This is a genomic window from Streptomyces sp. CHD11, assembly GCF_018638295.1.
In the GTDB taxonomy this organism is placed as follows: Bacteria; Actinomycetota; Actinomycetes; order Streptomycetales; family Streptomycetaceae; genus Streptomyces.
Genome location: NZ_JABTTS010000002.1, coordinates 95,494 through 108,858 on the forward strand (window position 1 = coordinate 95,494; position 13,365 = coordinate 108,858).

Sequence of the window (13,365 nt, forward strand, 5' to 3'; positions counted from 1 at the left end):
GGACTGATCGGCGTGTGGCACGGCGGTGAGCGTACCGGGCGTACCGGCTGAGGTGCGAAGCGAGGGGCGGATGCCGTGCTTGCCGGGGTCGGGGCTGTTCGTTGTCACGAGGTGGTTCCTGGTGGCTCGGTGCTCGGTACGGGTCAGGGTGTGAAGGTGACCGGAAGGCTGGCGGGGGCGGCGCCGGTCGGCGGGACCTGGAGGGTCTTCAGGGCGAACTCCATGACCTGCTTGTGGACCGGGCCGCAGATCTGACCCCCGAAGTAGCTTCCCTGGGTGGCGTTCTGGATGACGCAGTAGACGGTGATCCTGGGCTTGTCGGCGGGGGCGAACCCGGCGAAGGACGAGGTGTAGCCGTGGTACTTGCCGGTGGCCGGATCCACGCGGTTCGCCGTACCCGTCTTCCCCGCGACCCGGTAGCCCGGGATACGCGCCTTGGTGCCGGTGCCCTCCTCGTCGTCCACGACGGACTCCAGCATCCGGGCGAGCGTCTTCGCCGTCTTCTCGCTGACGACCCTGGTCTCCTTGGGCTTCGGGGCGGGGGTGAAGCGTCCGTCGGGTCCCTTGGAGCCGCGGACGAGTGTGGGTTCGATCCGGACACCGCCGTTGGCGATGGTCGAGTAGACGGAGGCGGCCTGCATCGCGTTGACGGACACGCCCTGGCCGAAAGGAATCGTGTACTGCTGCGAGGTGGACCAGGCGTCCGGCGGGGCGAGGATCCCCTTGGTCTCGCCGGGGAAGCCGAGGCCGGTGTGGTCGCCGAGGCCGAACCTGCGCAGGTAGTCGTAGAGGACCTTGTTGGCCGCGGCCTGGGTCTTGCCGAGCTGGCCGGTCGCGAGGATGGTGCCGATGTTGCTGGACTTGGCGAGCACGCCGTTGAGCGTGAGGTACCAGGTCGGGTGGTCGATGTCGTCCTTGAAGAGCCGGTCGCCGCGGTGCAGCCGGTTGGGCACCACGACATGGGTGCCCGGGGTGGCGGCGTTCTCCTCGAGAACGGCGGCCATCGACAGGACCTTGGCCGTGGAGCCGGGTTCGAAGGCGTCCTGGACGGCCGCGTTGCCGAGTGTCCTGGGATCGGCCTCGGAGAGGTCGTTCGGGTCGAACCCGGGCGCGTTGGCCATCGCGAGGACCTCGCCGGTGCGGGTGTCCTGGACGATGACGTAGCCGCGGTCGGCCGCTGACTCCTCCACCTGCTGGGCGATCGCGTTCTGGGCGGCCCACTGGATGTCCCGGTGGATGGTCAGCTCGACGTCGCTGCCGGGCACGGCCGGGGTCTCGGTGGCGCCGCCGGCGGTCGGGACGAGACGGCCGCCGGACTGGGCGTACCGGATCTTGCCGTCCTCGCCGGCCAGCCGCTTGTCCAGCCGGAGCTCGATACCGCCGCCGCCCTCGCCCTCGGCGTTGACCCAGCCCAGTATTCCGGCGGCGAGCTCCTTGTTGGGGTACACCCGCTTGCTGGTGGGCACGGAGAAGACGCCGGCCAGGACGTTGACGGTGGAGGTGTCATGCTCCGCCTTCTTGGCGAGGGCGGCCTTGAGGTCCTTGATCTGCGTCCAGACCTGAGGGGTCTGGCGGCCGGCCAGTTTGACGTAGCGCAGGGCCTTGTTCTCCGGCCGGAGCTTCTTGACCAGGTCGTCCTGGTCCTGGCCCAGGATCGGGGCGAGGAGGGCGGCGGCCTGCTCGGGGCCGTCGGCGATCTCCAGCTCCCCGGGGGCGAACATCGTGGGGTCGGCGGTGATGTCGTAGGCGTCGTCGCTGGTCGCGAGGGCCACACCGGTGCGGTCGGTGATCTCGCCGCGTTCGGCGGCCAGCACCTGGCCGACGTAGCGGTTCTGTTCGGCCTTGCCCGCGTAGGTGCTCGCGTCGACGGCCTGCACCTGGAAGAGGCGCACGACGAAGGCGAGCAGCACCAGGGTCAGCGTGACGCCGACGAGGCGCAGCCGGGGGCGCGGGCTGCCCAGGCGGATGACCTTGGGGGCCGCCGGACGGGGGCCCGATGGCCGGCGGGCCGGACGGGCGCCGGGCCCGGGGCGCCGTCCGGCGGCCGGCCGGGAGGGTCCGGGCACTCTGCGGCGGAGCGGTTCCCTGTCGGACACTTCCGTCACCTGCCGGGAGTCGGGGTCGATGCGGAGGAGGGGGAGGCAGCGGCGGCCGACGGGCCCGGCTCCGCGGCCGGGGGCGGGGCCGTCGCGGTGGCCAGCGCCTCGGGGGCGAGGACCAGGGGGGCGCGGGCGGCGGAGGCGGCGCCGGGTACGCCCTTGACCTTGCCGTCGAGGTCCAGGAAGGCGGGGCCGCCGCCGGGCACCATGCCGAGCTCGCGGGCCCGGCGCTGGAGGGCGTCGGGGGCGGAGTAGTCACCGATGTCCCGTTGCAGGGCCTGTTCCTCGTCGGTGAGGTCCTTGGTCTCCCGCTGGAGGTCGCCGAGCCGGAAGGCGCCCTCGCTGAGGGCGGAGTTCAGTACCAGGAGACCGATCAGGCCGCCGCCGAGGAGCAGCACGACGAGCAGGACGAAGGGGGTGCGGGCCGCCTGGGCCCGGCCGGTGGGCAGGAACTGCGCGAGCCGGGCCGCCCGCCCTCTCAGCCGGGGCCGTCCCTCCGGTCCGGGCCGCCCTTTCAGTCCGGGTTTCCTACTCACTCACACTCCCCTGAGTTCGTTCGTCCCGCCCGTACGCCGGCCCGTCACCCGCCTTGTGCGCCGTCCGTACCCTGGTGCCGTGCGCGGGCCCGGTACCGCCCGCGCCTCACCCGACGTCCTCCCGGATCCGCTCGGCGCCGCGCAGCCGCGCGGGGGCCGCGCGCCGGTTCTCGGCGATCTCCTCCTCGGTGGGAAGTTCGGCACCGCGCGTGAGCAGCTTGAGCCGGGGCTGGTACCGCTCCGGGACGACCGGAAGTCCGGGCGGGGCGGTGGTGGCGGCGCCCGCCGCGAACACCTGCTTGACGAGGCGGTCCTCCAGGGAGTGGTACGACAGCACGGCGATCCGTCCGCCCACGGCGAGGGACCCGACGGCCGCCGGGATCGCCCGCTCCAGCACCGTCAGCTCGCCGTTGACCTCGATCCGCAGGGCCTGGAAGGTGCGCTTGGCCGGGTTGCCGCCGGTGCGCTTGGCGGCCTGGGGCAGCGCGTCCCGGATCAGCTCCACCAGGCGTGCGCTGTTGGTGAACGGCTCCTTCTCGCGCTCGCGCACGACGGCGGACACGATCCGCTTGGCCTGCTTCTCCTCGCCGTAGGCGCGCAGGATGCGGACGAGCTCGCCGGGCGGGTAGGTGTTGAGGACCTCGGCGGCGGCGAGGCCGGTCGTCTGGTCCATGCGCATGTCGAGCGGGGCGTCCTGGGCGTAGGCGAAGCCGCGGTCCGCCTCGTCGAGCTGCATGGAGGACACCCCGAGGTCGAACAGGATGCCGCGCACGCGCGGGACACCGAGCCGGTCGAGTACGCCGGGGAGCTCGTCGTAGACGGCGTGCACCAGGGTGGCCCGCTCTCCGAAGGGGGCGAGCCGTTCGCCGGACAGGCGCAGTGCTTCCCTGTCCCGGTCCAGTGCGACGAGCCGGACATCGGGGAAGCGCCGGAGCAGGGCCTCGCTGTGGCCGCCGAGCCCGAGGGTGCAGTCGACCACCACCGCCCCGGGCTGCTCCAGGGCGGGCGCCAACAGGTCCAGGCACCGCTGGAGCATCACCGGGACGTGTCGACGCTGGCTCAAGGGGCCCTCTCAGATCCGGCCCGGCGTTCACGCACCGCCGGGTCCCCGCCCTCCCCCGGTGAAGGGGCGGCCGGCGCCGGAGCTTCGGCCGAGCGGCGGCGGGAGGAGGCCGAGCCGTACGTACGCGCCGCGCACGCGGGGAGAATCCCTGGTCGCGGCCAGGGGTCTCCGGGGGACATCAGTGCAGCGGGCGGTCTCGTCTCCCGCTGGCGTCACTTTAGTCCACGGTCCCGCCCGGTCAATCAACCGGCCTGCGCGTCGCGGCCCGCACCACGAGTCAAGGGATACATCGGGCGAATCATTCTGAGGAGGGGGCTCACACCACTCGTGTGGGTTACCTCACATCAAGGATCGCTGACGTTCTTTGTCCCCTCTCACAACGGGCCTGCCGTCCTCCTGACCATTACCGTCATGAGTATGACGACTTCCGCATCGGTCCCCGCAGGCTCCAGCACCGCCCCCGTCACCCCGGGCAAGATCACCGACCGTCTGGTCGAAGCGAACGAGCAGTACGCGGCCGCCTTCACCGACCCGGGCATGGACGCCCGCCCGGTGCTGCACGTGGCGGTGGTGGCGTGCATGGACGCGCGTCTTGACCTGCACGACGCCCTGGGACTCTCGCTCGGCGACTGCCACACGATCCGCAACGCGGGCGGCGTCGTCACCGACGACGTGATCCGTTCGCTCACCATCAGCCAGCGGGCCCTCGGCACCCGCAGCGTGGTCCTCATCCACCACACCAACTGCGGTCTGGAGTCCATCACCGAGGAGTTCCGGCACGATCTGGAGATGGAGGTGGGCCAGCGCCCGGCTTGGGCCGTGGAGGCCTTCCGGGACGTCGACCAGGACGTACGCCAGTCGATGGCCCGGGTGCGGACCTCGCCGTTCCTGCTGCACACCGACGACGTGCGCGGCTTCGTCTTCGACGTGAAGTCGGGCCTGCTGCGCGAGATCGACCCCGCCTGAGTTGGCACCCGCGCCGGGGATCTGCTGAACTCCGGAGCCGTTCCGGTCGTAAGACCTGACATATCGCTGTCAGTTGTCCACAGGCGAGTGACACGAATCGGTAACGGCGGCAACAATGCGGGAGTGGTGTCACGCGGAACTTTTCCGGTGTGGCGTCCGTGATTCGGGGTGGGCCGGTCCGCGGAGACGCGTCGGCCCGGGACATTTGGGGTTCCCCGCTCCTTCGAGGAGCGCGGGAAAAGGCCGAGGAGGGCCGGGTGACGACCTATGACGATCGAGCGAGCCTCACTGATCTGACCGCCGTGGTGGAGCGCGTGCGGAGTTCGGTGGAAGGCGTGATCGAGGGAAAGCCTGAGGTCGTACGGCTCTCGCTGACCGTACTGCTCGCCGAGGGACATCTGCTCATCGAGGATGTGCCGGGAGTCGGCAAGACGATGCTCGCCAAGGCGCTGGCGCGGTCCATCGACTGTTCGGTGCGGCGGATCCAGTTCACGCCGGACCTGCTGCCCTCGGACATCACCGGTGTGTCCATCTGGGACCAGCAGCGCCGTGACTTCGAGTTCAAGCCGGGCGCCATCTTCGCGCAGGTGGTGATCGGCGACGAGATCAACCGCGCCTCGCCGAAGACCCAGTCCGCGCTGCTGGAGTCGATGGAGGAGCGCCAGGTCACCATCGACGGCAAGACCTACGAGCTGCCCAGCCCGTTCATGGTCGTGGCGACGCAGAACCCGGTGGAGATGGAGGGCACCTATCCGCTGCCGGAGGCCCAGCGCGACCGTTTCATGGCCCGTGTCTCGGTCGGCTACCCGAGCGCGGAGGCCGAACTGCAGATGCTGGACGTGCACGGGGGCGTCTCCCCGCTGGAGGACCTCCAGCCGGTGGCCCACGCGCACGAGATCCTGAAGCTGATCGAGGCGGTGCGCGACGTGTACGTGGCCGCGCCGATCCGCCGGTACGCGGTGGACCTGGTCGCCGCCACGCGCACACACCCCGATCTCAGACTCGGCGCCTCGCCGCGCGCGACGCTGCACCTGCTGCGCGCGGCGAAGGCGGCGGCGGCCCTCGGCGGCCGGGACTACGCGCTGCCGGACGACGTGCAGGCACTCGCCCCGGCCGTCCTGGCCCACCGGCTGCTGCCCACCGCCCAGGCACAGCTCAACCGCCGGACCGCCGAGCAGGTGGTGCAGGAGATCCTGCAGCGCATCCCGGTGCCCACGGACCGGCCCCAGGCGCCGGCGGGCGGTCCGCCGCAGGGCGGTCTCGGACACAGCGGTCCGGAGTTCGGCACGCAGCCGCCCCGGAGGCTGTGATGACCGGCGCCGGCGCCGTCCACACGAACAGCGACACGGGCGACCGGAGCGGGATCAGGACCGCCCTGGCGGGACTCACCACCCGTGGCCGTTCCTTTCTGGCCGCCGGCGTGGCCGCCGGGGTCTGCGCGTATGTACTCGGGCAGAGCGATCTGCTGCGGGTCGGGCTGCTGCTGGCCGTACTGCCGCTGGTGTGCGCGGCCGTGCTCTACCGCACCCGCTACCGGGTCGCCGGCAGCCGCCGGCTCTCCCCCGGCCGGGTGCCCGCCGGCTCCGAGTCGCGGGTGCACCTGCGGATGGACAACGTCTCGCGGCTTCCCACCGGCCTGCTGATGCTCCAGGACCGGGTGCCCTACGTGCTCGGCCCGCGCCCGCGGTTCGTACTGGACCGGGTGGAGGCGGGCGGGCGGCGTGAGGTGTCCTACCGGGTCCGCTCCGATCTGCGCGGCCGGTACCCTCTGGGCCCGCTCCAGCTCCGGCTGTCCGACCCGTTCGGGATGTGCGAGCTGACCCGCTCCTTCTCGACGTACGACACACTGACGGTCATCCCGCGTGTCGAGCCGCTGCCGCCGGTGCGGCTGGGCGGCGAGGCGATGGGGTACGGCGACGGGCGGCAGCGCTCGCTGGCACTGGCCGGTGACGACGACATCATCCCGCGCGGATACCGCTACGGCGACGATCTGCGCCGGGTGCACTGGCGCTCCACCGCGCGGTACGGCGAGCTGATGGTGCGCCGCGAGGAGCAGCCGCAGCGTGCCCGGTGCACGGTGCTGCTGGACACCCGGGCCGTCGCCTACGAGGGCGCGGGACCGGACTCGGCCTTCGAATGGGCGGTGTCCGGCGCGGCCTCCGTCCTGGTGCACATGCTGGAGCGGGGCTTCTCCGTGCGGCTGCTGACCGACACCGGCACCTCGGTACCGGGCGAGGGGTCCGACGGTTTCGCGGGGGTGAACCAGGAGTCGGCGGACGCGGCCGGGCTGATGATGGACACCCTCGCCGTGGTGGACCACTCCGACGAGGACGGCATGTCCCGCGCCTATGACGTGCTGCGCGGGGGGAACGAGGGGCTGCTGGTGGCCTTCCTCGGCGACCTCGACGAGGAGCAGGCCGCGGTGCTGGCCCGGATGCGGCAGCGCGGCGGAGGAGCCCTCGCCTTCGTGCTGGACAGTGGGACCTGGCTCGGGGAACCGGCCGGTCTGCCCGGCGCGTTGGACAGGAGCGAGGGACGGCTGCGGATGCTGCGGGAGGCGGGCTGGACCGCCCTGGGAGTGCCGCGGGGTGCCTCGCTGGACGGGCTGTGGCGGCAGGCGGACCGGGAGCGGTCGGGCCTGGCCGTGGCGAGCGGTGGGGAGGGACCGTGATCAGCGGGCGGGCGAGGCTGGCCATCTGCGCGTGGGCGGCCACACTGATGGCGGCGTGTGCCCTGCTGCCGCTGGTCAGCGAGGCGACCTGGCTCGTCCAGTCGATGCTGCTGCTGGCGGTTCAGTCGGGCGTGGGCGCGGCCGGACGGCGGATACCGCTGGCGCGGCCGCTGACGGTGGCGGCGCAGTTCCTGGTCACCCTGGTGCTGCTGACCCTGGTCTTCGCGCGTGAGCACGCCCTCGCCGGGCTGATACCCGGTCCCGAGGCCTTCCGCCACTTCGCCGCGGTGCTGGAACAGGGCGGGGAGGACGTCGGCAGGTTCGCGATCCCTGCCCCCCTGTCCGACGGCATACGGCTGATGCTGGTCGGCGGAGTCCTGGTGATCGGGCTGCTGGTGGACACCCTCGCGGTGACCTTCCGCAGCGCGGCCCCGGCCGGACTTCCGCTGCTCGCGCTCTACTCGGTGGCCGCCGGGCTGTCCGACAACGGCATCGACTGGCTGTGGTTCCTGCTGGCGGCGGTCGGCTATCTGATGCTGTTGCTCGCCGAGGGACGCGACCGGCTCTCCCAGTGGGGCCGGGTCTTCAGCGGAACGGCCCGCGGCCCGGGCGCCGACCAGCCGGGCGCCGTCGCGCCGGTGCGCACCGGACGGCGGATCGGAGTGCTCGCGGTGGGCATCGCCCTGGTGCTGCCGCTCGGTCTGCCGTCGATGAACGGGGGGCTGCTGGATCCCACCGGTTCCGGTGTCGGCTCCGGCGGCGGCGGGGGCGGCACCATCTCCGCGGTGAACCCGCTGGTGTCGCTGCGCGACTCGCTGAACGTGGACGAGGACCGCCAGGTGCTGTCGGTGCGCTCCGAGATGGCGGACACGTCGGACCTGTATCTGCGGATCGTGTCCCTGGACGATTTCGACGGCACCACGTGGAAGCCGTCGAAACGGTCCATCACCACGGTGCCCGACGGCAGGTTCCCGACCCCACCCGGCCTCGGCCCCGGCATCGCGCGCACGGAGGTCGGCACGACGGTCTCCACCGCCGACTGGTACGGCCAGAACTGGCTGCCGATGCCCTACCCGCCGAGCGAGGTGAGCGTCAAGGGCGACTGGCGATACGAACCCGTCGGCATGACCCTGGTCGGCGATCACGGCCAGAACACCCGCGGTCTGACGTACGAGGTGCGCAGCCTCCAGGTGCAGCCCACCGCGGAGCAGCTCTCCGGCGCGCCGGAGCCGTCGCCCGCTCTGACGCGCGAGTACACCGAGCTGCCGGATTCACTGCCGGACCTGGTGTCCCGGACCGCCCGCGAGATCACCGAGGGCGCGGACAACGCCTACGACCGGGCGGTCAAGCTCCAGGAGTACTTCACCCTGAACGGCGGCTTCGAGTACGACACCGACGTCGATGTCGGCAGCGACTCGCAGGCGATCGCCCGCTTCCTGCGGGACAAGCAGGGCTTCTGTGTGCACTTCTCCTTCGCGATGGCGTCGATGGCCCGCTCCCTGGGCATACCGGCGCGGATCGCGGTGGGCTTCGCCCCCGGCACCCCGCAGGCGGACGGCACGATCTCGGTCGGGCAGCGGGACGCGCACGCCTGGCCGGAGCTGTACTTCGAGGGGGTGGGCTGGACCCGCTTCGAGCCGACCCCGACCCGGGGTTCGACGCCGCCCTACACCGTGCCGGACGCCGCGGACAGCACGCTGCCGGATCCGGCCCTGCCCTCGCAGGCCGCGCCCGATGAGCAGTCCGCAGCGCCGTCGGAGAGCGAGAGCTGCTCACCCGAGCGCAGGAGGCTGGACGGGTGCGGGAGCGAGTCGCCGCAGGCGGCACTGGACACGGGCGGGGACGGGCCGAAGTGGTACGCACTGCTGCTGTGGGCCCTTGCCGGTCTCGCCGTCCTGATGCTGCCACTGTCGCCGATGCTGTGGCGGCTGCGGATCAGAGCGGTGCGCCTGGGCGGGCACGGCCGGTCGGAGGCGGACGCCGCTCCGTACGTACTCGCCGTCTGGGACGAGCTGACCGACACGGCGTGGGACCACGGCATCTCACCCGACGAGTCGCTGACGCCACGCGGGGCGGCCGACCGCCTGGTGCGGCTGGGCCGGCTCGACCGGAGCGCGGCCGAATCGGTGCACCGGGTCGCCGGGGCGGTGGAGCAGGTCCTGTACGCGCCCAGGCCGCAGCCCACGGCGGGTCTGGCGGACGAGGCACGCCGGGCGATCGCGGGTCTGCGGGACACGGCGGGCCGGCGGACCCGGCTGCGGGCGGTACTCGCCCCGCGGTCGGCGGTGCGGGTCGCCTGGGCGGTGTCGGGCCGGTGGTCGCACCTCCGGACCCGCCTTTCGGCCCTCCGCCCGACCTGGCGACGCCCGTCCCGCCCGCCACCGCCACCACGGGCAATCGGGCCGCGGGGCGGCACGGGTGGGCGCGACGGCACGGCGTCGGCGCCGGGTTGCGCCATCGCCCCCGGCCCGCACCAACTCCCGGCGCCGGCCACACCGACACGTCAGCCGCTGAAGAGGCACGCCCGCCCGGGACGCCGAACGCCCCGAGACATGGTTGAGGGGGCGACCACCCCGTAGGTGGTCGCCCCCTCAACCATGTCTCATACGCGCCGGAAGACGGACGCGGAGGCGGACGTCACCGCCCGCCCTGCTCGTCACGCCGACGCTGCCAGCGCTCCTCGATGCGGTTCATCACGGAGCGACGCTGTCTCCCCTGACGACCCGCCTGCGGAGCATCTGTCGCACCGGCAGCCTGCTCACCCGGCTTGGGTGCCTTGCGCCAGCCGGTCACCGCGAGGACCGCACAGCCCAGCATCACGAGGAAACCCACGACACTGAGCCAGACCTGCTGGGCGACCATACCGGCCATGAGGAGCGCAATACCCACGAGGAAGCCCGCGACCGCCTGGTAAACCCGTCGCCGGGTGTACGTACGCAGCCCGCTTCCCTCGAGCGCCGTCGCGAACTTGGGATCTTCGGCGTACAGCGCTCGCTCCATTTGCTCGAGCATGCGCTGCTCGTGCTCCGAGAGCGGCACGGAGTCCTCCTCATCGTGCAGTCGCCGGGGCGACCCGGGGGGTCCCTTCAGGATAGGCAGGGAATCGCCCCCGTGAAACCCGCCCCTCTACGCCAATTGGCCAACCGGTCCCAGACATCACGTCCCGGCCCACTGAGGCTTCTCATTCCCCGGCGGCCGACCCGTCATGCCGGGCGGTCTCCCTCGATCATACGGCGCCCGGCCGCCATTCGGGTGGCCTGTGGCGCAGTCCATGCACAGCGGGGCCGCCGGACGCGTCGCTGATCAGCGACGCGTCACAGCACGCGGCTCACACCCCAGTGGTCCCCGGCGTCTCACCGAGCACATGGAGCTGGGTGGCCACGGAGTGGAAGGCGGCGACCTCGGCCGCGGCGGCCTCCAGTTTCAGCAGGGCGTCCAGGGCGCCGGGCTCGGTGTCGACGAGCGCACCGGGGACGAGGTCGGCGAAGACCCGTACGCCGTGCACCGCTCCGACGCGCAGACCCGCGTCCTCCACGAGTGAGGTGAGCTGCCCGGCCGTGAAGCGGCGCGGCATGGGGTCGCCCGCGCCCCATCGGCCGTTCGGGTCGGCGAGCGCCTGCTGGGCCTCCGTGAAGTGACCGGCGAGCGCACGGGAGAGCACGGCGCCGCCGAGGCCCGCGGCGAGCAGGCTGAGCACGCCCTCGGGGCGCAGCGCGGCCACCGCGTTGCGTACGCCCTCGGCCGGGTCGTCGACGTACTCCAGGACGCCGTGGCACAGCACGATGTCGTAGCCGCCGCGCTCGGCCACGTCGAAGAGGCCGCGGGCGTCGCCCTGGACGCCCTGGACCCGGTCGGCGACCTCGGCCTCGGCCGCGCGGCGCTCGAGGGCGAACAGCGCGTTCGGGCTGGGGTCGACCACGGTCACCCGGTGGCCGAGGCGGGCGAGGGGCACCGCGAAGTTGCCGCTGCCGCCACCGGCGTCGAGGACGTCCAGCGCCTGCCGTCCGGTCGCCTCGACCCGGCGTTCCAGGGCGTCCTGGAGGACCTCCCAGACCACGGCGGTACGGAGAGCGGCGCGGGGTCGCATCGGGTCCGACACGGTAGTGACTCCTCGGCGGGGTCCCGCCGGGGGGTTCGGCGGGACGGTCGGGCTTTGGGCGCTGTCCACCTTATGGCCTGCGCCGGGCCTGCCGGTCACCTGCGGGGCCCGCGGCCGAGGGCCCGGGTGTTCCGCCCCCGCCCCCCCTCCCGTCCCTTCCCCTGGGGCTCCGCCCCGGCCCCCCGTTCGCGCTGTTTCCCGCGCCCCCGTGGGTCCGCCCTCTCGCGTCGAGCCCCTGTGGGTCCGCCCCCTCCCGTCGCGCACCCGGGGCCTACGCCCCCAGGTCCCCGTTGCGCAGCCCCGCGCGCCCCTGGGGATCCCTCCCGTCGGCGCGTGGCTGGGGCAGGAGCGGCTGGGGAGACAACATGCGTTCCACCAGGCGGAGGAACGTCTTCACGTCGCGTATCAGGTCGTCGGCGTCACGGGTGGTGGCGGCGCCCTGGATGCCCGCCTCGGCGCGGGCGCGGCGCCCGGCCCCCGAGGCGAACAGCGCGCTCCACTCGGTCAGCTCGGGCGCTATCTCCGGAAGCACTTCCCAGGCGCTGCGGATTCTCGCCCGGCCCCGGGGTGAGGTCTCGGGCCGGCCGCGTGCGGCGAGCACGGCGGCGGCGGTGCGCAGTGCGGCGAGGTGGGCCGTCGCATAGCGCTCGTTCGGCGTTTCGAGGACGGTGGTCTCGTCGAGCCCCGCACGGGCCTGGGCGAGCAGGTCGAGGGCGGCGGGCGGGGCCGTGGCGCGGCGCAGCACGGGGTGGACGTCGCTCGCCGGGCCGTTCAGTGAGGGGGCAGGGCCGGCTGCACGGCGCCGACGGGCGGCGGCCGCGGAAGAGTTGGCCATGACGAACCTCCTGTCGTCTTCGTGACGGCACGCCCCGAGACGGGGTGCCGTATGTACACATCGTGAGGTATGGCACTGACAATCCGTTCTGACCTGGGCTTTCGCTTCGAGCGACCGTTCGAGCTGGTTTCTGCACTGACCAGTCGGCGGGAGAGAACGGAATGAACCTCGCCGGGGTGACCGACCTCGGCCCGGCTGTGGGTGGGCGCGAGGGTGGCGTACCTGCTGATCCCGCCGATGAACCGGCGCGCGCTCGCGGCGGGCGCCCCGGCCTGGCGGATCGCGCTGTCGGCCCGCCGCCGCCAGGTGTGGACACGGGACCGGCTGCACCCCGGGCTGAGCCTGTGATCGCGCGGGCCGGCGTTCCTGTGACAATCAGGACCATGGAAAGCAGCAGCACCACGCCGGGCGGCAGTGCCCGCCGCGAGGCCACCCGGCAGAAGCTCTACGAGGCGGCCGTCACCCTCATCGCCGAGCAGGGCTTCTCGGCCACCACCGTGGACGAGATCGCCGAGCGGGCGGGAGTCGCGAAGGGCACGGTCTACTACAACTTCGCGAGCAAGTCGGTCCTCTTCGAGGAGTTGCTGCGGCACGGGGTCGGTCTGCTGACCGCCTCGCTCCGGGACGCGGCCGAGACCACGGCCGCGAGGGGCGGCAGCAGAGTCGACGCGCTGGACGCGATGATCCGCGCCGGGCTGGTCTTCATCGACCGCTACCCGGCCTTCACCCAGCTGTACGTGGCCGAGCTGTGGCGCACCAACCGGGCCTGGAACTCCACGCTGCTGGTCGTGCGCCAGCAGGCCGTGGCGGTGGTCGAGGGAGTGCTGCACGAGGGTGTGGCGAACGGCGAGCTCAGCGAGGAGATCGATGTCCCGCTGACGGCCGCGGCGCTGGTGGGGATGGTGCTGGTGGCCGCGCTGGACTGGAAGTCCTTCCAGCCCGGGCGCTCCCTGGACGATGTGCACGCGGCGCTGTCCCGGCTGCTGCAGGGGCGGGTCAGCGGCCGCCCCTGACTCCTCCGCTCCCCGGCACATTCCTCCGCACCCCGGTACGTGAAGGCGCCGGTCCGGTGGTGGCCGCGTCCCCCGCGCCACCG

General features: G+C 72.7%; 12 protein-coding genes. 6 read left to right on the top strand and 6 right to left on the bottom strand.

All coding sequences use genetic code 11. From position 1 onward, the window contains the following. Positions 1–143: 143 nt before the first annotated feature. From HTV45_RS02125 to rsmH, 3 genes are all read right to left on the bottom strand, one after another. Complete coding sequence (locus HTV45_RS02125) at positions 144–2,096, bottom strand: penicillin-binding protein 2 (RefSeq protein WP_308309013.1); 1,953 nt, start codon at positions 2,094–2,096, stop codon at positions 144–146. A gap of 5 nt (positions 2,097–2,101) precedes the next feature. Continuing rightward, complete coding sequence (locus HTV45_RS02130) at positions 2,102–2,635, bottom strand: hypothetical protein (RefSeq protein ID WP_215203849.1); 534 nt, start codon at positions 2,633–2,635, stop codon at positions 2,102–2,104. A gap of 106 nt (positions 2,636–2,741) precedes the next feature. Beyond that, complete coding sequence (gene rsmH / locus HTV45_RS02135; RefSeq protein ID WP_215203850.1) at positions 2,742–3,698, bottom strand: 16S rRNA (cytosine(1402)-N(4))-methyltransferase RsmH; 957 nt, start codon at positions 3,696–3,698, stop codon at positions 2,742–2,744. Between the two features lie 417 nt (positions 3,699–4,115). Between rsmH and HTV45_RS02140 the strand changes: the two genes are divergently transcribed. From HTV45_RS02140 to HTV45_RS02155, 4 genes are all read left to right on the top strand, one after another. After that, positions 4,116–4,664: a carbonic anhydrase gene (locus tag HTV45_RS02140; RefSeq protein ID WP_215203851.1), complete on the top strand. Its 549-nt coding sequence runs from the start codon at positions 4,116–4,118 to the stop codon at positions 4,662–4,664. 257 nt (positions 4,665–4,921) lie between these two features. Then, complete coding sequence (locus HTV45_RS02145; RefSeq protein WP_215203852.1) at positions 4,922–5,974, top strand: MoxR family ATPase; 1,053 nt, start codon at positions 4,922–4,924, stop codon at positions 5,972–5,974. Further along, entirely contained in the window at positions 5,974–7,335 is a 1,362-nt protein-coding gene (locus HTV45_RS02150) for a DUF58 domain-containing protein (RefSeq protein WP_215203853.1), read from the top strand. The genes HTV45_RS02145 and HTV45_RS02150 overlap by 1 nt, the downstream gene beginning before the upstream one ends. Before the next feature lie 47 nt (positions 7,336–7,382). Then, positions 7,383–9,914, top strand: a complete 2,532-nt coding sequence (locus HTV45_RS02155) for a DUF3488 and transglutaminase-like domain-containing protein (RefSeq protein ID WP_251691087.1) — start codon at positions 7,383–7,385, stop codon at positions 9,912–9,914. Between the two features lie 58 nt (positions 9,915–9,972). Here HTV45_RS02155 and HTV45_RS02160 read toward each other — a convergent pair whose 3' ends face one another. The 3 genes from HTV45_RS02160 to HTV45_RS02170 form a co-directional block, all read right to left on the bottom strand. Further along, on the bottom strand, positions 9,973–10,374 hold the full coding sequence (locus HTV45_RS02160; protein ID WP_215203854.1) for a DUF3040 domain-containing protein: 402 nt from the start codon (positions 10,372–10,374) through the stop codon (positions 9,973–9,975). A 289-nt stretch (positions 10,375–10,663) separates the two neighbouring features. After that, complete coding sequence (locus HTV45_RS02165; protein WP_215203855.1) at positions 10,664–11,434, bottom strand: methyltransferase; 771 nt, start codon at positions 11,432–11,434, stop codon at positions 10,664–10,666. Between the two features lie 271 nt (positions 11,435–11,705). Next, positions 11,706–12,269 carry an SAV_6107 family HEPN domain-containing protein gene (locus HTV45_RS02170; protein WP_215203856.1) on the bottom strand — a complete coding sequence of 188 codons (564 nt, stop codon included), beginning with the start codon at positions 12,267–12,269 and terminating at the stop codon, positions 11,706–11,708. 213 nt (positions 12,270–12,482) lie between these two features. Here HTV45_RS02170 and HTV45_RS34745 point away from each other — a divergent pair, with 213 nt between their 5' ends. Both HTV45_RS34745 and HTV45_RS02175 read left to right on the top strand, forming a co-directional pair. Next, entirely contained in the window at positions 12,483–12,617 is a 135-nt protein-coding gene (locus HTV45_RS34745; protein ID WP_285899599.1) for a hypothetical protein, read from the top strand. Positions 12,618–12,652: 35 nt separating this feature from the next. After that, positions 12,653–13,282 (top strand): TetR/AcrR family transcriptional regulator, encoded by a 630-nt coding sequence (locus HTV45_RS02175; RefSeq protein ID WP_215203857.1) that lies wholly within the window; start codon positions 12,653–12,655, stop codon positions 13,280–13,282. Positions 13,283–13,365 lie beyond the last annotated feature (83 nt).